Source organism: Proteobacteria bacterium CG1_02_64_396, assembly GCA_001872725.1.
In the GTDB taxonomy this organism is placed as follows: domain Bacteria; phylum Pseudomonadota; class MNWR01; order CG1-02-64-396; family CG1-02-64-396; genus CG1-02-64-396.
The window spans coordinates 1-21551 of the sequence record MNWR01000048.1; the positions used below are offsets into that span (position 1 = coordinate 1).

At 60.3% G+C, this 21551-nt stretch carries 24 protein-coding genes; 17 read left to right on the top strand and 7 right to left on the bottom strand.

All coding sequences use genetic code 11. The features are described 5' to 3' along the window. Positions 1–103 precede the first annotated feature (103 nt). The 4 genes from AUJ55_05610 to AUJ55_05625 form a co-directional block, all read right to left on the bottom strand. A complete protein-coding gene (locus AUJ55_05610; GenBank protein OIO57949.1) occupies positions 104–1396 on the bottom strand; it encodes an adenylosuccinate lyase in 1293 nt (430 codons plus the stop codon). 56 nt (positions 1397–1452) lie between these two features. Further along, positions 1453–2256, bottom strand: coding sequence for a hypothetical protein (locus tag AUJ55_05615; GenBank protein OIO57950.1), 804 nt, complete (start codon positions 2254–2256; stop codon positions 1453–1455). A gap of 100 nt (positions 2257–2356) precedes the next feature. After that, entirely contained in the window at positions 2357–2749 is a 393-nt protein-coding gene (locus tag AUJ55_05620; GenBank protein OIO57951.1) for a 30S ribosomal protein S9, read from the bottom strand. 3 nt (positions 2750–2752) lie between these two features. After that, positions 2753–3187 carry a 50S ribosomal protein L13 gene (locus tag AUJ55_05625; protein OIO57952.1) on the bottom strand — a complete coding sequence of 145 codons (435 nt, stop codon included), beginning with the start codon at positions 3185–3187 and terminating at the stop codon, positions 2753–2755. A 406-nt stretch (positions 3188–3593) separates the two neighbouring features. Between AUJ55_05625 and AUJ55_05630 the strand changes: the two genes are divergently transcribed. The 17 genes from AUJ55_05630 to AUJ55_05710 all read left to right on the top strand — a co-directional run bounded on the left by AUJ55_05630 (position 3594) and on the right by AUJ55_05710 (position 18273). After that, on the top strand, positions 3594–3911 hold the full coding sequence (locus AUJ55_05630; protein OIO57953.1) for a 50S ribosomal protein L21: 318 nt from the start codon (positions 3594–3596) through the stop codon (positions 3909–3911). Positions 3912–3924: 13 nt separating this feature from the next. Further along, entirely contained in the window at positions 3925–4173 is a 249-nt protein-coding gene (locus AUJ55_05635) for a 50S ribosomal protein L27 (protein ID OIO57954.1), read from the top strand. A 125-nt stretch (positions 4174–4298) separates the two neighbouring features. Then, entirely contained in the window at positions 4299–5408 is a 1110-nt protein-coding gene (gene obgE, locus AUJ55_05640; protein OIO57955.1) for a GTPase ObgE, read from the top strand. 37 nt (positions 5409–5445) lie between these two features. Continuing rightward, a complete protein-coding gene (locus AUJ55_05645) occupies positions 5446–6567 on the top strand; it encodes a glutamate 5-kinase (GenBank protein ID OIO57999.1) in 1122 nt (373 codons plus the stop codon). After that, positions 6564–7823: a glutamate-5-semialdehyde dehydrogenase gene (locus AUJ55_05650; protein OIO57956.1), complete on the top strand. Its 1260-nt coding sequence runs from the start codon at positions 6564–6566 to the stop codon at positions 7821–7823. The genes AUJ55_05645 and AUJ55_05650 overlap by 4 nt, the downstream gene beginning before the upstream one ends. After that, positions 7787–8455 (top strand): nicotinate (nicotinamide) nucleotide adenylyltransferase, encoded by a 669-nt coding sequence (locus AUJ55_05655; GenBank protein OIO57957.1) that lies wholly within the window; start codon positions 7787–7789, stop codon positions 8453–8455. The genes AUJ55_05650 and AUJ55_05655 overlap by 37 nt, the downstream gene beginning before the upstream one ends. Positions 8456–8473: 18 nt before the next feature. Further along, positions 8474–8872 (top strand): ribosome silencing factor, encoded by a 399-nt coding sequence (locus tag AUJ55_05660; protein OIO57958.1) that lies wholly within the window; start codon positions 8474–8476, stop codon positions 8870–8872. A gap of 1 nt (position 8873) precedes the next feature. Further along, the gene (locus tag AUJ55_05665; GenBank protein OIO57959.1) at positions 8874–9344 is read left to right on the top strand and encodes a hypothetical protein; all 471 of its coding nucleotides are present in this window, start codon (positions 8874–8876) and stop codon (positions 9342–9344) included. Beyond that, positions 9341–10696: a hypothetical protein gene (locus AUJ55_05670; GenBank protein ID OIO57960.1), complete on the top strand. Its 1356-nt coding sequence runs from the start codon at positions 9341–9343 to the stop codon at positions 10694–10696. Before AUJ55_05665 ends, AUJ55_05670 begins: the two co-directional genes overlap by 4 nt. A 40-nt stretch (positions 10697–10736) precedes the next feature. After that, complete coding sequence (locus tag AUJ55_05675; GenBank protein ID OIO57961.1) at positions 10737–11111, top strand: hypothetical protein; 375 nt, start codon at positions 10737–10739, stop codon at positions 11109–11111. A 65-nt stretch (positions 11112–11176) separates the two neighbouring features. Continuing rightward, positions 11177–11554 (top strand): hypothetical protein, encoded by a 378-nt coding sequence (locus tag AUJ55_05680; protein ID OIO57962.1) that lies wholly within the window; start codon positions 11177–11179, stop codon positions 11552–11554. A gap of 65 nt (positions 11555–11619) precedes the next feature. Next, positions 11620–13503 carry a hypothetical protein gene (locus AUJ55_05685; protein OIO57963.1) on the top strand — a complete coding sequence of 628 codons (1884 nt, stop codon included), beginning with the start codon at positions 11620–11622 and terminating at the stop codon, positions 13501–13503. Continuing rightward, on the top strand, positions 13500–14357 hold the full coding sequence (locus AUJ55_05690) for a glycosyl transferase (GenBank protein OIO57964.1): 858 nt from the start codon (positions 13500–13502) through the stop codon (positions 14355–14357). The genes AUJ55_05685 and AUJ55_05690 overlap by 4 nt, the downstream gene beginning before the upstream one ends. A 31-nt stretch (positions 14358–14388) precedes the next feature. Further along, positions 14389–15516, top strand: coding sequence for a hypothetical protein (locus tag AUJ55_05695; GenBank protein OIO57965.1), 1128 nt, complete (start codon positions 14389–14391; stop codon positions 15514–15516). Continuing rightward, the gene (locus AUJ55_05700) at positions 15513–16721 is read left to right on the top strand and encodes a hypothetical protein (GenBank protein OIO57966.1); all 1209 of its coding nucleotides are present in this window, start codon (positions 15513–15515) and stop codon (positions 16719–16721) included. The genes AUJ55_05695 and AUJ55_05700 overlap by 4 nt, the downstream gene beginning before the upstream one ends. Then, complete coding sequence (locus AUJ55_05705) at positions 16718–17476, top strand: hypothetical protein (GenBank protein ID OIO57967.1); 759 nt, start codon at positions 16718–16720, stop codon at positions 17474–17476. Before AUJ55_05700 ends, AUJ55_05705 begins: the two co-directional genes overlap by 4 nt. After that, the gene (locus tag AUJ55_05710; protein ID OIO57968.1) at positions 17476–18273 is read left to right on the top strand and encodes a hypothetical protein; all 798 of its coding nucleotides are present in this window, start codon (positions 17476–17478) and stop codon (positions 18271–18273) included. The genes AUJ55_05705 and AUJ55_05710 overlap by 1 nt, the downstream gene beginning before the upstream one ends. Here the strand turns inward: AUJ55_05710 and AUJ55_05715 are convergent. The 3 genes from AUJ55_05715 to AUJ55_05725 are packed head-to-tail and all read right to left on the bottom strand — an operon-like array spanning position 18215 to position 21545. After that, positions 18215–19099 carry a hypothetical protein gene (locus tag AUJ55_05715; GenBank protein ID OIO57969.1) on the bottom strand — a complete coding sequence of 295 codons (885 nt, stop codon included), beginning with the start codon at positions 19097–19099 and terminating at the stop codon, positions 18215–18217. The two genes, AUJ55_05710 and AUJ55_05715, sit on opposite strands and share 59 nt — an antisense overlap. Further along, on the bottom strand, positions 19096–19971 hold the full coding sequence (locus AUJ55_05720; protein OIO57970.1) for a ribosomal protein L11 methyltransferase: 876 nt from the start codon (positions 19969–19971) through the stop codon (positions 19096–19098). The genes AUJ55_05715 and AUJ55_05720 overlap by 4 nt, the downstream gene beginning before the upstream one ends. Continuing rightward, positions 19968–21545, bottom strand: coding sequence for a hypothetical protein (locus AUJ55_05725; GenBank protein ID OIO58000.1), 1578 nt, complete (start codon positions 21543–21545; stop codon positions 19968–19970). The genes AUJ55_05720 and AUJ55_05725 overlap by 4 nt, the downstream gene beginning before the upstream one ends. Positions 21546–21551 lie beyond the last annotated feature (6 nt).

Below are 21551 nucleotides of genomic sequence, written 5' to 3' on the forward strand. Positions count from 1 at the left end.
CCGGTTTTTCGTCACATAGCCACCACTATGATCCTCAAAACCGTGAAAATTTGGCCTCGATTCCCCACTCGGCTCGCTACGGACGCTCAAGTCCGACAGACTCCTAGCCGAAGACCCGCTCGAAAATGGTATCGATGTGTTTGGTGTGGTAGCCCATATCGAAGGCTTTGTCGATCTCGTCGACCGAGACCGCCTTGGTGACCTCGGGGTCGTCGAGCAGCCGGTCTTTGAACTGCCCCCCCTCCTCCCAGACCTTCATGGCATTACGCTGCACGATGCGGTAGGCCGCCTCGCGGCTGATCCCCTTTTGGGTGAGCAGCAGCAGCACATATTGCGAGAAGGGCAGGCCGCCGGTCATCTCCAGGTTTTTCTTCATCCGCTCGGGGTAGACGAGCAGGTTGTCGATCACGTTGATCGCCCGGTGCAGCATGAAGTCGAGGGTGACGGTGGCGTCGGGGCCGATGATCCGCTCCACCGAAGAGTGGGAGATATCCCGCTCGTGCCACAGAGCGACATTTTCAAGGGCGCTGGCGGCGTAACCCCGCATCAGGCGGGCAAGACCGGTGAGGTTTTCGCTCAAGACCGGGTTGCGCTTGTGGGGCATGGCGGAAGAGCCCTTCTGCCCCGCCGAGAAATACTCCTCGGCTTCGTAAACCTCGGTGCGCTGTAAATGGCGAATTTCAACCGCGATCTTCTCGATCGAGGCGGCGACGATGGCGAGCGTCGAGAAATATTCGGCGTGACGATCACGTTGAATCACCTGGGTCGAGGCCTTCGAGGGGCGCAATCCCAGTTTTTCGCAGACGAACTCCTCCACCTTGGGCGAGATATTGGCGAACGTGCCGACCGCGCCGGAGAGCATTCCCACCGAGATCGTCTCGCGGGCCCGCATCAGCCGCACCCGATTGCGCTTCATCTCGTCGAACCAGACCGCCAGTTTCAAGCCGAAGGTGACCGGTTCGGCGTGAATGCCATGGGAACGGCCGATCATGATGGTGTCGCGGTGTTCGAGGGCTCGCTTTTTAAGCACCTGCATCAGTCCGTCGAGCCCCTGCAACAGCAGGTCGGCCGCTTCGCGCAGTTGCAAGGCGAACGCGGTATCGAGCACGTCGGAGGAGGTCATCCCCTGATGGATGAAGCGGGCCTCGGGGCCAACGTATTCCGAGACCGAGGTCAAGAAGGCGATAACGTCGTGTTTGACCTCTTTTTCGATCTCGTGCACCCGGGCGGCGTCGAAATTGGCCTTTTCTTTAATCACCTCGACCGCATCCTTGGGGATCACCCCAAGTTGGGCCTGGGCTTCGCAGGCGGCGACCTCGATGTCGAGCCATTTGCGAAAGCGGTTTTCGTCGCTCCAGATGCGGGCCATTTCGGGCCGGGTGTAACGAGGAATCATGCTTTTCCCTCATAGGTTCGGCGGTCGGCAGGTGGCCGGGGCGCCGCGTGTTCGGGTCAGGGAACCGGTGGGGTGGCCCACACCGGCATCCAGGGCATTCCATGGTCTTGATCGGTCAACAGTCGGCTCAGGGCCTCTTGTTCCGGTAGGCACCGGTCCAAGGCATCGCGCACCCTCTGCGGGGTGTTGTTGGTTTGGCTGCAGTGGGCCGCGGCGACCCACTGGAGTTGTTGCGCCCCACATTGGTTCAGAAGCCTGGCCGCTTCGTCGTTGGCTAGATGGCCGTGCCGCCCGGCAATCCGCTCCTTGAGAGGCCAAGGATAGGGGCCGTCGCGCAGCATCTGAGGGTCGAAATTGAACTCCACCAGGGCGGCGTTGCAGCGGGATAGATGATACGCCGTCAGGTCGGTCGGTGTCCCGATGTCGGTGAAGATCCCCAAGTGGGCCCCGTCACAATATAAGGTCAGGGCGATGGGATCTTCCGCGTCGTGGGGAACCGTAAAAGGGTGGATTTCGACGTGGCTCAACCGTACCGATTGGCCGGGACGCAGCACCTGGGTGTTGTCGAGGCGCCCCAGCCGTTTGGCCCCCCCTTTGAAGGTGCCCTGGGTCGCCAAGACCGGGCAGCCGACCCGGCGAGCCAAGGTACCGGCGCCGACCAGGTGATCGCCATGCTCATGGGTGAGTACGACGGCGTCGATCTCGTCGAGAGTGACCCCCAAACGGGCCAATCGGGCCACGATCTCCCGGGTTGAAAAACCGGCATCGACCAGCAAGGTGATCTGGTCGGCGCGCACCACGGTGGCGTTGCCACGGGAGCCCGAACCGAGAGAGGCGACCTGAAGCGGGGGGTGGGACAAAGCCCCTCCGTGTGGGACCGATCCAAAGAGACGACCAGCACCAAAAGAAAAAGGGGAAGGTAGCCACCTTCCCCTTTTCTGGGACTGCTGTGCGAAGCGATCAGCGCTTGGAGAACTGATGGCTCCGACGGGCTTTGTGCAGGCCGTATTTCTTACGCTCGACTTCACGGGCGTCGCGGGTCAGGTAACCGGCCTTTTTCAAGGCGCTGCGCAGATCGGCGTTGAAGGCGGTCAGGGCGCGGGCGATGCCGTGACGGATCGCGCCGGCTTGACCGCCGATGCCGCCGCCGCTGACGTTGACGGAGATATCAAACTGGCCATTGGTGCCGGTCAGCTCCAAAGGTTGGGCAATGATCATGCGCCCGGTCTCGCGACCCATGTACTCCTCGATGGAGCGACCGTTGATGACGATGTTGCCTTGACCGCCGGGGGTCAGCCACACGCGGGCGACAGAACTCTTACGGCGGCCGGTGGCGTAAAAACGTTGTTGCATGGTTTAAGCCCCCAACTCAAGGGTGATCGGCTGCTGGGCGGTATGGGGATGTTCGCTGCCGGTGTAGACCTTCAGCTTGGTCGCCATCTTATTGCCCAGGGGGCCACGGGGAAGCATCCCGTTGACCGCCGCGGTGATGATGCGGGTGGCATCCTTGTCGAGCATCTTGTCGGCGCGGATACGCTTGAGACCACCGACGTAACCGGTGTGATGGTCGTAGTTTTTCTGGGTCCACTTGTTACCGGTGAGCTTCACCTTTTCGGCGTTGATCACGATGACGAAATCGCCGGTATCGATGTGGGGGGTGAATTCGGGTTTGTGTTTGCCGCGCAGACGGCGAGCAATCTCGGTGGCCATGCGGCCCAGGGTCTGCCCATCGGCATCGACCACATACCAGTTGCGGGCAACCTCGCCCGGCTTGGCGGAATAAGTTTTCATCGGTGACGTCCCGTTTGCGGTTTATAGACCGGTGCAACGTGCGAACAGCTCGGGTTGCGAGGCGACCGTCGATACCGGCAGGGGGCTCAGTCCTAGGGGTATGCGGTGCCCAGCGCCTTTCACAAGGGCCGCGCATTATAGGAATGGCTTTTGGGGTGTCAACGAAGGATCCCCGGGGTCGAAGTGGTTTTCTTGCGGAAAAATCGAGATTGGATTTGACAGCGGGGGCCGCGACCGTAAAATCCGCGCCCTTTTTCATGGGCCCGGCTGGAGCGGGGCCGATGGTAAGGGCGCTCCAAGGGGCGCGATCGACTTAAGAATATGCATTTATTAACCAGGACGGCCCTACGGGGTTGTCGGGTCGCCCGGTCTCTTCGGGGGCCTGTGAAGGCAAGGGGTTGAAGCAATGTACGCAGTCATCAAGACCGGCGGCAAACAGTACCGCGTCGAACCGGGTGTACTCCTGACCGTCGAACGTCTGGTCGCAGAAGAGGGCGGCGAAATCGCCCTGGATCAGGTGCTGTTGGTTGGCGACGAGAACGGTATCCAGGTGGGTCAGCCGGTTGTGGCCGGGGCGGTGGTTAAGGCCCAGGTGCTGCGTCAGGATCGTGGCCCCAAGGTGATCGTGTTCAAAAAGCGCCGCCGCAATACCTATCGACGCAAGAACGGTCATCGCCAGGAACAGACCGTCCTGCGCATCCAGTCGATCGAAGTCAACGCATAAGGGGGATTAAGCCATGGCACATAAAAAAGCGGGTGGTTCATCCCGTAACGGACGCGACAGTCGCGGGCAGCGGCTGGGCGTGAAGAAATTCGGTGGCGAAGCGGTGATTGCCGGCAATATTTTGGTTCGCCAGCGCGGCACCACTTTTCACCCCGGTCAGAACGTTGGCGTGGGCAAGGATTACACCCTGTTCGCCCTGACCAACGGGCAGGTTCAGTTCCACAGCGACCGTCAGGGGCGCAAGCTGGTTTCCGTGGCGTGATCCACGGCGCTTCGCCTTTTTAGGCGAAGTTGACAGCCAAGATCCAATGGCCCGCGCCCGGTGATCCGGGTCGCGGGCCTTTGATTTTTAGGTTCCGGAATTCTTGAGCAGGACGGGGCGGCAACGTGATCGATCAGGTCCGTATAGTGGTGCGAAGTGGGCAGGGCGGTGCGGGCAGTTGCTCCTTCCGGCGGGAAAAATTCATCCCTCAAGGGGGACCCGACGGCGGCGATGGGGGACGTGGAGGCGATGTGGTGCTGGAGGCCGATGCCGACTACAACACCCTGATCGACTTCCGTCATAAGCGACTGTTCAGGGCTAAGAACGGTGGCCACGGCATGGGGCGCAATCGCACCGGAGCCTCCGCCGAGACCCTGCTGCTCAAGGTGCCGGTGGGCACCATGGTCTTCGACGAGGAGACCGGCACCATATTGGGCGACTTGACCTTGGCCGGGCAGCAACTGGTGGTGGCCAAGGGGGGCGATGGAGGTCGGGGTAACGCCCGGTTTTCAAGTAGCACCAACCGGGCGCCGCGCCGTTTTGAAGAGGGTTGGCCGGGGCAGGAGCTGAGTCTGCGCCTTGAACTCAAAATGCTGGCCGACGTAGGACTGGTTGGAATGCCCAACGCCGGCAAGTCGACCACGATTGCCGCCTGCACCCGAGCCCGTCCCAAGATCGCCGATTACCCCTTCACCACCCTGGAGCCCAATCTGGGGGTGGTGCGCGGCGACGATACCGATTTTGTCATGGCCGATATTCCCGGTTTAATCGAGGGGGCCGCCGAAGGGGCGGGGTTGGGACACCGTTTTTTGCGCCATGTCGAGCGCACGCGGCTTTTGCTCCATGTGGTCGACGGCAGCGGATTCGAGTCCGATCCCATCGCCGCCATCGGGGTGATCGAGCAGGAGTTGCATGCCTACGCCCCTGAATTGGCCGAGCGGCCCCGCTGGTTGGTCATCAATAAGATCGACACGCTGGCCGAGAACGCCCGTGCCGATTTGCGCGTTCAGGTCGAGGCCGAGGCGGGGAATCGTCCGGTTTATTTCATCAGCGCCGCCACCGGCGAGGGGCTGCGCCCTCTGTTGCTCGACATCGAAAAGGCTTTGGGTGAGCTTGAGCCCCCCGTCCCGTTGACCACCATCTCTCAACGTTCCGAGCGCGGGGAGCGGGAGGATTTTGAGGAGCAGAGCGAAGAGGACGACGACGGCCCCGAAGTGATCTGGGTGCGGGAGTAAAACCATGAAGCAGGATGGGGCGGCGCGGGCCGTCTTGATGACCGGCGCACGGCGGATTGTCATCAAAATCGGCTCGTCGATGCTGACCGGCGACGATCCCCAAGTACTGGAACACCGGTTTCGCGGCTGGGTTGCCGGTATGGCCCACCTGCGGCAGCAGGGGCGCGAGGTCATCGTGGTCAGCTCTGGTGCGGTGGCCGAAGGGCGCAAGCAAATGGCACGTCGCTTGAGCGGGGTCGACGTTTCGCGCATCCGCATGAAGCAGGCGCTGGCCGCCATTGGCCAACCGGGGGTGATCCGTCGCTTCACCGAGGCTTTTGCCCCCGAGGGGATCCTTCCCGCCCAGGTGCTGCTCACCCACGACGATCTGAAGAACCGCCGTCGCTACCTCAACGCCCGCAACACCATCGATACCCTGCTCGATTGGGGCTGCATCCCCATCGTGAACGAAAACGACACAGTGCAGACCGAGGAGCTGCGCAAGGTGGGGGACAACGACACCTTGGCCTCCCTGGTGGCGGTGATGATGGGGGCCGATTTGCTGATTCTGCTTTCGGATGTGGACGGGCTGTACAGTGCCGACCCGCGCAAAGATTCCAATGCGGCCCCCATCGGTTCGATCGACGCCCTCGATCCGTTGCTGGCTAAGTTTGATGGTGGCCCTGGCTCTTCCTCGGGGACTGGGGGGATCGTCACCAAGATTGCAGCCGCCCGCCGCTGCACGCGAGCGGGGGCCGCCACCATTCTGGTCGACGCCCGCCACGAGAAACTCTTCGAGCGGATCGTGGCCGGTGAGGCGCTCGGCACCCTATTTCGCACCCAACGCGATCCGGTGTCGGCCCGCAAAGCCTGGATTGCCGAGCTGCCCGAAGGGGGTAGGTTGACGGTTGATGAAGGCGCGGCGGCGGCGCTCGGCAAAGGCAAGAGCCTGCTTCCAGTTGGGGTGAAGGCGGTTGAAGGGGAATTCGAGCGGGGGGAGGCGGTGGCGATTGTCACCGGGGACGGGGCTGTCCTCGCCCGGGGGTTGGCCGCCTACAGCGCCGAGCATTTGCGGGTGATTGCCGGACGGTCCACCGGAAAAATTCAAGAACTGCTGGGTTTTTACGATGGAGACGAGGTCGTCCATCGCGACGATATGATCCTGTTGGAGGTCTCATGAGCACCGACGCCGTTGCTTTGATCCAGACCCTGGGGCAGCAAGCCCGTGCGAGCGCCCGCCAGATCGCTTGGGCCCCCTCGGGGGTTAAGAGCGATGCGCTGCGCGATATGGCCCGCCGCATTCGCGAAGCCAAACACGCCATCCAGTCGGCCAACGCCCTCGACATCGAGGCAGGGCGCAAAAAGGGGCTCTCCGAGGCGATGCTCGATCGCCTCACCCTGACCGACGCCCGCATCGAGGCGATGGCGGTGGGGGTGGAGCAAATTGCCGCTCTGCCCGATCCGGTGGGGGAGATGGGGGAGGTGCGCCGTCGCCCCAACGGGTTGATGATCGGCAAGATGCGGGTGCCGGTTGGAGTGATCGGCATGATCTACGAGTCGCGCCCCAACGTGACCGCTGACGCCGCTGCCCTGTGTTTGAAATCGGGCAACGCGGTGATTCTGCGTGGCGGTAGCGAGGCGATCCGTTCCAATCGGGCCATCCACGCCCTGCTGGTCGAGGGGCTTCGTGCTTTCGACCTGCCCGAAGAGGCGATCCAGCTCGTTCCGATCACCGACCGCTTGGCGGTGGGGGCGCTGCTCAAAGCCGACCGCTATGTTGACATCATCATCCCCAGGGGAGGTAAGTCGTTGGTGGCTCGGGTGAGTGAGGAGTCGACCATTCCGGTCATCAAACACCTGGACGGCATCTGTCACACCTACATCGACCGCTACGCCAACCGGGCGATGGCGCTTGAGGTTGCGGTCAATGCCAAGGTGCAGCGGCCCGGTACCTGCAACGCCACCGAGACGATTTTGGTTCATGAGGCGCTGTCGGAATGGCTCCTAGAATTGACCGACGTGCTCATCCAAACCGGGGTCGAAATCCGGGGTTGCGACAAGGCGGTCGCTTTGGATCCCCGGCTTAAAGTCGCCGACCGCAAGGATTGGGATACCGAACACCTGGGGTTGATTGTGAATCTCAAGGTCGTGGGCGATCTGGACGAGGCGCTCGATCACATCGAAGCCCACTCATCGCGGCACACCGAGGCGATCATCACCGATCATCACGGGCGGGCGATGCGCTTCTTGCGCGAGGTCGATTCGGCCAGCGTCATGGTCAACGCTTCGACCCGCTTTGCCGATGGCTTCGAGTACGGGTTGGGGGCCGAAATCGGCATTTCGACCGATAAGCTGCATGCCCGCGGTCCGGTCGGCGCCTTTGAGTTGACGACCCTCAAATGGGTGGTCTTCGGCGAGGGGCAGGTTCGGGGGTGAGCGAGTGCCCGCGTCTGGGGCTACTGGGGGGGACCTTCAATCCCATCCACTACGGCCACCTGGCGATGGTGGGGGCGGCCCGGTCGGCCCTTGGTTTGGATGGGGTCTGGCTGGTTCCAGCAGGGCAACCGCCCCATCGGGACGATCCCGACCTTGCTCCGGCACAAAAGCGCCTGGCATGGTGCCGCCGAGTGGCGGCGGGAATTCCGGGCCTCGATGTGTGGGACGGAGAGATCCGCCGCAGTACCCCCGCCTACACATGGGATACCCTGACCCGGTTGCGGGGGCAACTGCCTGAGGCTGAGCTTTTTTGGATTGTCGGCTGGGACGCTTTTGTACAATTGCCAACATGGCATCGCTGGGAGGAATTATTGGGGTTGGCCCACTTCGTGGTCGTTGGGCGAGGGGGAGAAACGATGCAAGCTCCTGCATGGCTCGAAGGTGTGGGGCGCTGGACCCCCGCAAATAGCGTGGTGGGACGTAGCGGCGCGGTATTCCCGGTTTCGATGCACAGAGTCGACATCTCGGCCACCGGAATCAGACAGGCGGTACGGGAGGGGCGATCCTTGATCGGACGTCTGCCCGCCGAAATCATGGTTGAAGTTCAAGCTACTTTTGTTGGCCGTCTCTAAGGCGGCGCTGGAGTTGTAATGTCATTTGTCAGTGAAGCCGAAAATCCCTTGGTTCTTCCCGCCAACCTGAGCCCCGCCGAAGTGTTGGCCGCTGTGGTTAAAGCGCTGGAAGACAAAAAAGCGGTCGATGTGGTGACCCTTGATCTGGCGGGCCGTACCCCCTTGGCCGATTTCATGGTGATCGCCACCGGTAACTCCGACCGGCAGGTCAAGGCGTTGGCCGATGCAGTCGAAGAGGCGACCCGCGACATGGGAATCAAAGGGATGCGTCCCGAGGGGCTGACGACCTGCCATTGGGTGCTGATGGATTTGGGCGATGTCATCGTTCATCTCTTCCTCCCCGAAGCCCGTCAGTTCTACAACCTCGAAAAACTCTGGACCGCGCCCGCCTCGGAAGCCTTCGAAGCGGATCAATAACGTGCGTTTTCGGGTGCTGACGGTCGGCAAGGGCCAGGCGGCCTTTTTGGCGCCCGCCTGGCAGGAATACCGGCAGCGCCTGGACCGAAGCTTCCCCACTCAATGGTTGGAAATCCCCGAAACCCCGCTGCGCAAAGGGACTGATCCCGACGCCGCGATGCGGCAAGAGGGGGAGCGGATCCTCGAAAAACTGGCCTCTTCAGGTCCCGTGGTGTTGTTTGATCGTCAAGGCAAGGGGATCGACAGCGTGGCATTGGCCGAGCAAATCGGCCGTTGGCGCGACGGAGGCATCCGTGAAGTGAGTTGGATCATTGGCGGCCCCAATGGGGTTGACGGGGCGGTCGCCGCCCGTGCCGACCTGTCGCTGAGTTTCGGCCCCATCACCCTGCCCCACCCTCTGATGCGGGTGGTGTTGGCCGAGCAGCTTTACCGGGCCAGCACCATCCTGCGCGGCGAGCCCTACCACCGATGATCCCCACTGTTCCACCGATTCACCCTCTGCCCGATCTGCAACCCGCACTGCTCGATCTTGTGGGCGACCTGTCGCTGTGTACTCGCTGCGGAGCCTGCAAAACTGCCTGTCCCACCTACCTCGTCGATCTTCAAGAAAGCCGTTCTGCCCGAGGGCGCCTGGTTTTGTCGGAAGGAGCCATTACTGGCCGACTGCCCTGGCTTGATGAGGCGCTGATCGACGATCTGTTTTCCTGCCTCGACTGCAAAGACTGCGAGACCCGTTGCCCCTCTGGGGTGAGGTTAACCAAGATCTTCCAGGGGGTACGCGAGGAGATGGTTTTGCGTGGGCGCCAGTCGGGCAGCGCCCCGGACGGGTTGGCCGCCTGCCACCCTCTGGTCGGACGGGTGATCCCATTTCTCCTGACGCGACCCCGCTTGATGGGGGCGGCCATGCGCTTGGCTGGCCCCCTGCGTCTGATGCTGGAGCGCTGGGGGTGGCTGGGAAGGTGGGTCGGCAGGGGGCGCCGGGTTTGGCCTCAAGTCGGTGGCCCCATGCTTCAACAGGGCTACCCATCCGTGATACAACTCACCGATCGGCGCCAAAATTGCATAGGACGGATCGCATTTTTCGTGGGCTGCGCCACTGCGTTTTGGGAGCAAACCACCGGACGCAACACCATCGCGCTGTTAACCCGGTTGGGCTACGAGGTGGTTCTGCCCGACGAGGTCTGCTGCGGCACCCCGGCGCGGGCGTTGGGCGACCGAGCCGCTCAAGAAAAGATGGCCCGTTTGAATGTGCAACAGATGGCCGATCTCAAGGTTGATGCCATCGTCGCCATTTGCGCCTCGTGCGGGCATAGCCTCAAGGGATACGGCGATCTTCTGGGTGATGAGGCATCTAAGGCCTTCAGTAGCAAGGTGTTAGACATTCACCAGTTTTTGGTGGATCGGGTCGATTTGCCGGGATTGATTGCATCGGGTCAGGTCGAGGTCACGCCGATCCAAGAGCGCATCACCTGGCATGACCCCTGTCATCTGGCACGCGCACAAGGGGTGGTTCGTCAGCCCCGGCAGTTGCTTGACGCGGTGGCACCCAACTGGGTTGATCTACCCGATGCCGGGCGGTGTTGCGGCTCAGGGGGGGCACGGATGTTCACCGAATACCACCATGCTGACGCCCTACGTCAGAGCAAGGTGACGTCGATTGTCAGTTCGGGGGTCGATGGGGTGGTGACGGGGTGTCCGGCGTGTCGGCTGCATCTGGAAGATGGCCTGGGGTTTGAGGGCCGAAATGCAGGCAATGCCCAGCAGTTGGTGGATGTTTTACTGCAAGCAGTGCAACCTGGAGGGAAGTGGCATGGCTCATGCTAGTACATACCCTGCCGTAGCCCAAACACTTCGAGGTGGGGAAATGGGCTCTGATCATGGGTTCACATTAATCGAACTGATGATCACGGTAGCTATCATTGGTGTCTTGGCTGCGGTTGCGATTCCGGCTTTTACGGGCTACCAGAACAAGGCAAAGGCGACAGAATGCCAAAGAGGGCTCGCGTCGATCCGCGACATGGAGCAAGCCTATCGGGCTGAGATGGGGGAGTACGGCGCGAGCCTATCAACCATAGGCTGGATGGGGTTGGAGCCGGATGGGCGCTACGTATATGGGGTGATTTCGGCGACGACCAATGGGTTTAGCGCAAGATGCTCGGGAAATTTGGACCGAGATGCGGATATGGATATTTGGACCATCAATGCAAAAGGAGCCTTGGTTCATTCTTCAATTGATTGATTGTTCACACGGGGATGGGCTCGGTTGCCTTTCCCTTTTAACAGTAGTTCCACAGGAGGCATGTCATGAAACGCAATGAATCCGGTTTTACCTTGATTGAGCTGATGATTGTCGTGGCGATCATTGGTATTTTGGCTGCCGTGGCCATCCCTTCGTTCCAGTCGTACACAAAGAAAGCCAAGACGGCTGAGGCTAAGGAGATCTTGGCTAATGCCCGTACTATGCAGGCTGCATATCAGGCTGAGATGGGTTATTACGCAGCCAAGATGACCTCCATCGGCTGGTCCGATAGTTCCTTCAAGTATTATGGCCATGTGACCATCGCCACTGCATCGACTGGCAAGTTCACGGCTCGGATCTCCGGCAACTTGGATAGCGATGCAACCATCGATGTCTGGACCATTGATCAAGATGGAACCTTGTCTCATACCACGATTGACTGATTCGATAGTTATTTGTTAGGAATGGGGAGGCGAAAGCCTCCCCTTTTTTTTGCCGTGGAGATGGTGTGATCAAGCAACGACTGGCCTTGTGGGTGGTAGGGTTTGGTTTGTCTGTTTTGGCGATTTACCCTGCCTTAAATAGCCCTAACTATTTTGACGATTTCCAGAATCTAATCGTCAATCCCTGGGTGCAGTCCTTTGAGCCGTCATGGCAATACATCATCGATTATTTCCACGGGCAGCATTGGAAGAGGTGGGTGGCATTCTTTTCGTTCGGTCTGGATGTCTATATTCACGGCGGCACCTTGATCTACATGAGGCTTGAGAGCCTAGCAATCCATGCGGGGATCGGGGTTCTGATTTTCTCGCTTATGATCCAGTGGTCGCGATTGTTCAAGGTGACGCCCCCCCTCCTCTGGCTAGCAATGGGGGCCATGTTATGGATGTTGAATCCCTTACTGCTTGATACCCCTGTGTACATCGTGCAGCGGATGACGGTGTTAGCAGCATTCTTTTCATTGTTGTCATACTGGTTGTGGAATCGGGCCTGGGAAGAGATCGATATTCAAGGTTGGCGCAGTGGGCAAGTAATAGGCTGGTTTTGGGCTGCTTTTTTATCGTTACTCTTGGGGCTCTTTTCCAAAGAAGTGGCCGCCATGGTGGTCGTTGTATGGGTTTTTGATCTTTGGCTTTTGCGTAAGATTTTTTCAACGCGGGTGTTGATGATTGTTTTGTCGATTATTTTGGGGATGCTTTATTTTGTTGGTGGTTTTGTGCTACAGGAAGATATATTTCAAGATTTGATAGAGGTTTATCAGAATCGCGAGTTTACCCTTGGCGAGCGACTGTTAACAGAAACACGAATCCTTTGGATTTATTTCTTTCTATTGTTGGCACCATCCCCTGACGCAGTTGCTTTTTACTTGGCGCCCGAATTATCAACTGGCTTGTTCACGCCCTGGACGACAGCTATTGCTATTATGGCTCATGTGGCGGTTTTTGGGGTTGCGGTGTGGTCTATTCGGGCTAAGAAAATTTGGCTTGGTTTTTTAATTTTTGGCTACTACACCATTCACAGTCTTGAATCGTCCATATTCCCACTCCAACTTGCTTTTGAGCACCGCGTCTACCTGCCTGCCGCCTTTGCAGTATCGGTGGGTTGGCCAATGTTGTCTTATGCAGTCATCAAACGAGGGCCAAGATTTGCCAAGCTATTCTTGGGGATCATAGTAGGGATGGCAGTTGTTTGGATTGTGGCAGCTCAGAATCGTGCGTTTGAGTGGGTCAATCCAGTGTTGTTCTGGGAAGAACAAATTAAGAAGAATCCAAGCTATGCGGCCTCATATCATGACTACGCAGTTGCCCTGTTGGCACAGGACCCAATGAGCAAAAAAGCGGGTGAGATGTTGGATAAAGCGTACGATTTTGATCCAATAGATTTTTTCACGATCAGCAATCGGGTTCTATATTGTTTAAGAGTAGAAAATGGAGAAAACCTTGAAAAATGGTGGAATATACTAAAGACCCAAGTTGAGAACCCGAAACTTCCCCCGGGAAGTCGGCTTGCCATTGAGGGGCTTGCAGGATACTTGGCAAGCCAGGGAATGAAAGAAAAGGCCCTTTATCTCTTGAGGTTCTTGGTGTCAGATGGAATGAGCCCACAAGTCATCCGGATTTTGGCAACGGTACATCACCTTGATGGCGATCAAGAAAAGGAAGAGGCAACGTTGCGACAAGGGATGCTGCTGTATTCAAATATGGCATTTCCCTACCAAGATCTAGCGACGTTCCTGCTGGTTGGGGAGCGTCGGCAGGAGGCTATCAGCACGCTAAAGCGGGGAATTGCCAGGATTAGCTTGAGTTCGGAACGGAAAACCCTCCAGATGATGCTTGATCGGATTCAGCAAATGCCACGCAACCCACCTGCAGACCGTAAGAGCGAGCCATGAAACAGCAAGTTTCAGTTGTTCTTCCGGCTTATAACGAGGCGGGTCATATCGGTGGGGTGATCGGGCGTTTACGCTCGATCCTTCCTGATGCGGAATTTGTGTTGGTGGACGATGGATCGGAAGATGAAACTGCCAGCGCGGCCACTAAGGCAGGTGCCCGAGTTGTCCGCCATCCCTATAACAAAGGCAATGGCGCCTCGGTGCGCACCGGAATTCGCGCTGCAACAGGCGATATCGTGGTCATGATGGATGCCGATGGGCAGCACGATCCAGCTGAAATTTTCAAATTGCTTGAACATATTGAAAGCTACGATCTGGTCATTGGGGCACGAACCAAAGAAAGCCAAGCCGGGATTCAACGCAGCCTCGGTAATGCGTTTCTCAACCGTTTTGCCAGTTGGTTGACCGGATTTCCTGTGCAGGACCTCACCTCAGGGTTTCGTGCTTTTCGACGAGAGGCCGTTCTCCCCTTTTTGCACCTGTTTCCCAATCGATATTCTTATCCGACGACCTCGACGCTGGCCTTCCTCAAGGCGGGGCTTAACGTGCATTACGTCCCGATTACCGTGCGTCCCCGGCAAGGGGGAAAGAGCAATATCAAGGTGGCGCGTGATGGGGCGCGGTTTCTGCTGATTATCGTCAAACTCATCACCCTTTTTTCCCCAATGAAGGTTTTTCTTCCAGTTGCATTCGCGTTTGGGGGGATAGGGTTGGGGTATTCTCTTTTCACGCTGTGGCATGGCCACTTCACCAATATGGGGGCATTGCTCATCAGCTTGGGCGTCATCGTTTTTTTGATGGGTCTCTTAGCTGAAATGCTCTCTAGTTTGTTTACCCAACGACATAACGATTAATCCCGCCCTCCATCTTTTCTCAGGATCCATCATGAGCGACCTGCCCTTTATTCCGATCAGTATGCCAATGTTTGAGGGAAGAGAGCGGGAGTACCTCAATCACTGCATCGACACTGGCTGGGTCTCCTCCATCGGCGAATATGTCCTGAGATTCGAAAGGGAATTTGCCGCGTATTGCGGTCGGGAACATGGTGTGACCCTTAATTCGGGGACGGCTGCCCTGCATCTTGCCCTCAAGGCGCTTGATGTGGGTGAAGGGGACGAAGTCGTCGTGCCCGCCATGACCTTTGCCGCCTGCGCCAATGCAGTGATGTACCTGGGGGCGACACCTGTCTTTGTCGACAGTGCTCCTGGCTATTGGGGACCCGACGCCGCCACCGTTGCTGCAGCCATAACCGCCAGGACCAAAGCTGTCATGGCGGTCCATCTCTACGGGCAGCCATGTGATATCGAGGGGATTGTCGCAGTGGCCGACAAGGTGGGAATTCCTGTGGTGGAGGATGCAGCCGAGGCCCATGGCGCCAGTGTAGGAGAGCGCAGGGTTGGAAGTTTCGGCGCCATCAGCTGTTTCAGCTTCTACGGCAACAAAGTGATCACGACCGGCGAGGGGGGCGTCTGCCTGACCTCCGATCCAGAATTGCGTGATCGCATGGCGATGCTGCGCGATCACGGCATGGATAAGGCCCGGCGTTATTGGCATTTGGAGGTTGGTTACAACTACCGGATGACCAATCTTCAGGCGGCGGTTGGGTGCGCTCAGTTGGAGCGGATCGAGGATATCCTGGCCCGTCGCACCGCCCTGCGTCGCGATTACGACCGGGTCATGGCGGGATTGTTTTTTTCCTATCCCCAACACGAACCAGGGCGGCACGGCGTTAACTGGCTCTACACCGCTCTTTTGCCCAAAGGATGCGGCGCCCCCGAACGTGATGCTCTGATCGCTTTTCTCAAAACCCAAGGGATCGACTCACGGGTTGCTTTTCCGCTATTGACCGGAATGCCTCCCTATCAAGCCTTCGCGACGCCGACCCCCCATGCGGCGGATCTCTCGGCTCGGGGCATCTCCCTGCCAACCCACCTGGGCATGGGAACACCCGAAGTTGAGCGGATCGGTGCGGCGGTCGGTCGGTGGATGAGAGCCCAGGGATTGGCCGCTTGAACATCGCCTTCGTCGTTACCGATCTGGCCGATCAACGCATCGGCGGCATCTCCAAGGTGGCGACCGAGGTGGCGGCGAATCTGGTCGCACAAGGGCACCGAGTGGTGGCATATGTGCTGCGCCGGGAAGGGATGGCCGAGTGGGCGACCTATCGCGGCATTGAGGTGCGCACCATTGCCCCCTTTGCCTCCCTCAATCCCGACTATCCGGTGCAGGGGTTCAGTGGCCGAGCTTGGCGACAGGTGCTGGCCGATGCTGACCGGGAGCGGTGGGATGTGGTGCAAGGATTCAACCTCAACGATCTGGCGTTGCCCAAGGTTGCAGGGGCCCTTAAAGCCAAGGGGGTTGCCGTCATCCATGGCAGTTTTGAAACCCTGGGGATGGACGTCGGGGCCAAATGGCGGGAGTTCCGCAGCCTGCCCTCGCTGCAGCTGTTGGCTCAGATTCTTTACGAGGGGTGGCTGAAGATCGCCTACGAAAAAAGGATGGTCGGCTGCGCCGATGCGATCATTACCGAGGATGCCAATACCCGCGCTGCCCTGGCGACCATGGGGGTTCCTGCGCCCCGGATGCACCTTGTTCCCAGTGGCATCGACGTCGCCGAGGTTGAGGCGGCACAGCGTGCCGATCTGGTCCATCTGCGACGTGGTAGCGGCCCCTTGATCGGCTATCTGGGGCGGGTCGATCCTCGCAAAGGGGTGCAATACCTGATCTCGGCGATGGCCGAAGTGGTCAAGCGCCATCCCGATGTGGTGCTGTTTTTGGCTGGCGGGAGTCGCCAAGGGTACGAACGCAGCATTCGCAGCCACATTGCTCAGCTCGGTCTCGAAGAGCACGTGCACCTTTTGGGTCGCATCCCCGGTAGCCTCTACCCCTATTACAAAGGGGCCGACTTGGTGGTCATTCCTTCCCTCTCGGAGGGGATCCCGATCACCTTGGGAGAGGCAATGGCGGCTCAGGTACCGGCCGTCATCACCCGCTTGCCTGGGGTCATCCCTTTTGTGGAACCCTCCGATCTGGTGCATTGGTGCGACATAGCCGATGTCCCCTCTCTGACCCAGGCGATCTTGGCGGGATTGGATGACTCCCAGCGCAATGAGCGGGTCGAGGCCGCCTACAACTTCATCCTCGGCTACACCTGGGATGCAGTGGCGCGGCGCTATGCCCGTGTCTTCGAGTCGGTGCGACAAGGACAAACACCATGAGCGAGGATCGCGGCTACCAAAACGACTACCTCGCCCTGCACCATGACCTGCTCACCGACGTCGAGGGGCGTGCCAAAAAGGGGCGCAAGATCGTGCGGGTGCTGGAGGATCTGGGGGGGGTCGATCTGGCGGCGGCGCGGGTGCTCGATGTCGGGGTCTCGACCGGCCTAATTGCCCGGGAGGTCTCCCATCATGCCGCTTGGATGGTCGGGATCGACATCGACCAACCCGCCATCGGTTTTGCCGCCAGCCTTGACGATTCTCCCCTGCATTTGGTGGTGGCCGACGGTTTGCACATCCCCTTCCCCGACGGGGTGTTCGACGTGGTGATCTGCGCCCATATCTACGAACACGTCCCCGACCCCCGCCAGCTTCTGGCAGAGATTCACAGAGTGCTGCGTCCTGGCGGGACCTGCTTTTTCTCGGCCACCAACCGCTGGGTGGTGATCGAGCCCCATTATCGCATTCCCCTGCTGTCGTGGTTGCCGCGCCCTCTGGCCCATCGGCTCATGCGCTGGAGCGGCAAAGGGGAGGGCTACTACGAGCAGTTGCTGGGTCCCAAAGGACTCAGAGCGTTGGTGTCGGGTTTTGAGTGCATCGATGTCACCGGCAAGGTTCTCGACGACCCGGCCCACTTCGAGGCCGACGATGTGGTCCGGCCCGGTTCCTTCACCGCCCTGCTGATGCGCACCCTCTATCGCCTGATTCCCGGGATGTCGCCCTCCTATCTGTGGTTGCTGCGTAAGGGGGAGTGATGGAGCGCCGCGCCTTCATTCTCTCCTCGGGACGGACCGCTACCCGGTTTTTGGCCGAGTATTTCAGGGCCAATGCTGCCCAGCCGGTTTGGGCTGAGCACGAACCCTTCCCCTCACGGTTGCTGCGTTTGGTCTCCCACGCTCATCTCGACGGAGCAATTGCCGACCGCCTGGCCATCCGGCTTTTGCGCTGGACCCATCCTGGCATGAGGGGGGGCGACAGCGTGCGGATCGAATCCAACCCGCTGATCTTCGGTTTGGCCGACCTGCTGGAGCCCGCATTTCCAGGGGTGCGGATCGTCCATGTGGTGCGCGACCCCCGCGATTTCGTCGCTTCGGCGTTCAACCACGGGTTTGGCATCGGGGCCAAGGGCTGGCTGTCGCGCCACGTGCCGTTTTGGTATCCCGACATGGCCCGATTGAGCGGTCGCCCCATCGATTTTGACACCCCCTTCGAGTATTTGACGGTGTGGTGGGGGTGGGTCAATCGCTGGTTGGAGGAGGCCGGTAGGCCGTTGGGGGAGCGTTATCTGCGCCTACGCTATGAAGACCTGGTGGGTGAGGGGCGTCATACGATGGAGGGGTTGGCCGACTTCTTGGGGGTGCAGCTGCGTCCCGAGGGGCAGGAGCGGTTGGGGCGGGAAGAAAAGGTCAATGCCGGTCGGCTTCAGGCGATGCCCCGGTGGCAAAGCTGGAGCGGCAATCAGGCTCGGTTGGTCGACGAGCTGTGCGGCCCCCTCATGAACCGGTTCGGTTACGGGGAGGAGCCTGCGTGGCAGGCGTTGCTGCGGGGGTAGGTCTTGTCGTGGCAACAAGCAGCAGCGCGATGGCGGTCAAATGAACCCCTCGCAGCATAAGCCCCAGCCAAAGGGCCTGATGGGCCGGTAAGTCAAAGGCCAAGGCTAAGAGGACAAACAGCGATTCCATCACCCCCAAAGAACCGGGCGCCAGGGTAATCATGGCCGAGAGGTACAAAGCCAGGGGTAGCAACAGCAGGTAGAGTGTAGGAAAGCTCAGTCCCAACAGTTGATCGAGGGCTAGTAGCTGGACCGCAAGCAGCGGATAGGGGAGGGCGGTGGGCAGCAGCAGCCCCTTTTGCCTGGGTAGTCGGGATAGCCCTAATAGCCCCAGCACCCCTGAGCCAAAGGCAAAAAGATCACCCGCGATAGCCCCCTGCAAAACCAAAAACATCGCCACGTTGACCGCAATACGCAGCAGGTGCACATGGGCGATGTGCTGGCCGATGTGGGGCACGCTCATGTCGTGATGGCGCTTGAGCCACGCCCCCCGCAACAAAACCCCCATTCCGAACGGAAACACGATGTTGAGCAGCGTCCCCCAAAGGCCGATCCGCAATAAGGGGCGGTAGCCGGTGTGGGTGCCCATGCCGCCGAGCTGGCGCAGCAAAAGCTGGGTGTTCACGAAGGGAATGGCCGCCTCGGCCAGCAGGGCGGGGAGGAGCCACCACCAAACCGTTCCAAAGGGAAGAGGAGGTGGGGTTAAATCCTGACGCAGTAGCAACGCGACCCCGGCGGCGGTCAAGACCACCCCCCCCGTCAGACGAATCCAGCTCCCCCAGCCGAGCCCCCAGGGTTGACGCCGAACGGGTTGCTCCCGGTTCAAGCCTCCGCCCCGAACACCCCACACCACCAATCCCCCCGCCTGGTTTCTTCGATACGGGTCATACCCTGCGCTAAGTAGGCACGAGCGACCTCTTCGGCTTGGGTATTGAGCACTCCCGAGAGGATCAACCTTCCCCCTGGCGCCACCGTGGCGGCGATCTTGTCGGCCAGGGCAATCAGCGGCCCGGCCAAGATGTTGGCGATGACCAGATCGAAGGTTTGGCTGGGGGGGGTGTCGGCGGTGGTGCAGGTCATGGCGACCCCGTTGAGCTCGGCGTTGGCTTGGGCTGTTGCGGTGGCGACCGGGTCGATGTCGACCGCACTGACCGCCACCCCACCAAGCAACGCCGCGGCAATCCCCAAAATCCCCGATCCGGCTCCGAAATCGAGCACCGTCTTGGGTTTGGGCTCGGTCTCCAGCGCCGTCGCAACCGCTTCAAGGCACAGATGGGTGGTCTCGTGTCCCCCCGTGCCAAAGGCCTGCTGAGGGTCGATGCGAATCACCAACCGCCCCTCGAATTCAGGGGGCACTTCAAGCCAGGTGGGGATCACCAGTAGCCGCTCCCCGACCGGCAAAGGGGGGAAGTGGATTTTCCAGACCTCCTGCCAGTTCCAGTCGGGAATCGCTTCGCGTTCCGGCTCGGGCCACCCCTTGCCCCGCACCAAGGCCAACATTGCTTCCTCCTCATCCTCGGTGGGGTAGGCGGTCAGGATGCAGCGGCTCCACAGCTCCCCTTGATCGAAGATCGGCTCGTCCTGCGCGTCCTCCACCATGGCGGTGATCCCGGCTTCCTCAAGCAACGCCAGAATCGCCTCGGCGTGGGGGCGATCCAGGTGCCAGTGGTAGCAGTGGGTGGCGACGGCATCGCTCATGGGGTTTCGTCCTGGTGGGAAGGGAAGAGGGAGGCGATTGCCTCGGCGTGGCGTGCGATGACCACCTTGCGGCGCAGTTTGAGGGTGGCGGTCAGCTCGCCACTGGCGATGCTGAACGGCTCGCTCAGGATCCGCACCCGGCGGATCTGCTCGAAGCTGGGGCGATCCTGCAAGCGGCGGCGAATGCGGCCCAGCACCTCGCGCTCCAGACGGGCCGGTTCCACCGGCTGCTCCAGCCCCTTTTCGACGCAAAGAGCGGCCAGTTGATCGGGATCGAGCACGATCAGGGCGCCCAGATGGGGTTGGCGGTCGCCCAGCACCATCGCCTGGGAGATCAAGGGGTCTGAGGTGATGAGCGATTCCAGGTAGCCGGGGGCGATGTTTTTGCCACCCGAATTGACGATCAGGTCTTTCTTGCGGTCGGTGATGCGCAGGAATCCCTCGTCGTCCAGGGTGCCGATGTCGCCGGTGTGCAACCACCCCCCTTGCAGGGCGTGGGCGCTGGCGTCCTCTTGGTTGTGGTACCCCAGCATGATGCTTGGCCCTTGGGCCAGGATCTCTCCGTCGTCTGCGATTTTGAGTTCGACGTTGGGGATCGCCTTGCCCACCGAGCCGGGACGGGGATTGTCGATGGGGCTGACGGTGAGTACCGGGGAGGATTCGGTCATGCCGTACCCCTCGACGATGGGCAGCCCCAAGCCGCGATACCAGTGGAAGGTCTCTTCAGGAAGGGGTGCGCTGCCGCTGACGAAAAAGCGGATTTTTCCGCCGAATTTGGCCCGCACCTTTTTGAGGAAGAGCCGGTCGAGCCAACGCAGCCCCATGGGTCGGGGGCCGGGGTTGCCCCCCGCTTCGAGGCTCCAGCGGTGGCCAGCGGCAAAGGCCCGTTCCATCCAGTGGCGTTGCCAGCCGGGCAGACGGGCGATTTGGGCAAGAATGCGGCTGCGCACCACCGAATAAAACCGGGGTACCGCCACCACCACCGTTGGTTGCAGTCGCTCCATGTCGGCCACCACCGTCTCGGGTTTGCGGGCAAAAGCGATCTCGACGCTGCCGAGCAGGCAGAGCCAGCACACCATCCGCTCGAAAATGTGGGACAGCGGCAGAAACGACAGCGTCCGATCCCCTGGTCCCATCTCAAGAATGGCCAGCGTCCCCTCGATGTTGGACATCAGATTGCCTTGGGTGATAACCACCCCTTTGGGCAGCCCCCCGGTCCCCGAGGTGTAGACGATGGTCGCCTCCGATTGCCGGGTGATGGGGGCGATGCGTTTGGCGACCAGATCGACGTCGAGCTCCTCCAGCCTTTCGAGGGGGTGGACCAGCTCGTTGCTGTAGCTGTCGGTTAGCCCCTCGACCCAAATGCGGGTTAGGGCCGGAAGACGGGGGATCAGGGGGGTGATGGCGTCGAGCAGATCGGTGGTGCCGACGAAGAGGCGATTGGCCCCCGAGTCACGCAGGATGAAACCGGTGTCTTCAAGGCTGCCGGTGGTGTAGAGGGGGACGACCACTCCGCCCGCCATCTGAATGCCCAGGTCGACCGCCAGCCACATCGGAGTGTTGGGGGCGAGGATCGCCAC

Coding starts and splice junctions, on each gene's coding strand:
- AUJ55_05610 (OIO57949.1), bottom strand. CDS start 1,396: ATGATTCCTCGTTACACCCGGCCCGAAATGGCCCGCATCTGGAGCGAC.
- AUJ55_05620 (OIO57951.1), bottom strand. CDS start 2,749: ATGCAACAACGTTTTTACGCCACCGGCCGCCGTAAGAGTTCTGTCGCC.
- AUJ55_05625 (OIO57952.1), bottom strand. CDS start 3,187: ATGAAAACTTATTCCGCCAAGCCGGGCGAGGTTGCCCGCAACTGGTAT.
- AUJ55_05630 (OIO57953.1), top strand. CDS start 3,594: ATGTACGCAGTCATCAAGACCGGCGGCAAACAGTACCGCGTCGAACCG.
- AUJ55_05635 (OIO57954.1), top strand. CDS start 3,925: ATGGCACATAAAAAAGCGGGTGGTTCATCCCGTAACGGACGCGACAGT.
- AUJ55_05645 (OIO57999.1), top strand. CDS start 5,446: ATGACCGGCGCACGGCGGATTGTCATCAAAATCGGCTCGTCGATGCTG.
- AUJ55_05650 (OIO57956.1), top strand. CDS start 6,564: ATGAGCACCGACGCCGTTGCTTTGATCCAGACCCTGGGGCAGCAAGCC.
- AUJ55_05655 (OIO57957.1), top strand. CDS start 7,787: ATGGGTGGTCTTCGGCGAGGGGCAGGTTCGGGGGTGAGCGAGTGCCCG.
- AUJ55_05660 (OIO57958.1), top strand. CDS start 8,474: ATGTCATTTGTCAGTGAAGCCGAAAATCCCTTGGTTCTTCCCGCCAAC.
- AUJ55_05670 (OIO57960.1), top strand. CDS start 9,341: ATGATCCCCACTGTTCCACCGATTCACCCTCTGCCCGATCTGCAACCC.
- AUJ55_05675 (OIO57961.1), top strand. CDS start 10,737: ATGGGCTCTGATCATGGGTTCACATTAATCGAACTGATGATCACGGTA.
- AUJ55_05680 (OIO57962.1), top strand. CDS start 11,177: ATGAAACGCAATGAATCCGGTTTTACCTTGATTGAGCTGATGATTGTC.
- AUJ55_05690 (OIO57964.1), top strand. CDS start 13,500: ATGAAACAGCAAGTTTCAGTTGTTCTTCCGGCTTATAACGAGGCGGGT.
- AUJ55_05695 (OIO57965.1), top strand. CDS start 14,389: ATGAGCGACCTGCCCTTTATTCCGATCAGTATGCCAATGTTTGAGGGA.
- AUJ55_05705 (OIO57967.1), top strand. CDS start 16,718: ATGAGCGAGGATCGCGGCTACCAAAACGACTACCTCGCCCTGCACCAT.
- AUJ55_05710 (OIO57968.1), top strand. CDS start 17,476: ATGGAGCGCCGCGCCTTCATTCTCTCCTCGGGACGGACCGCTACCCGG.
- AUJ55_05720 (OIO57970.1), bottom strand. CDS start 19,971: ATGAGCGATGCCGTCGCCACCCACTGCTACCACTGGCACCTGGATCGC.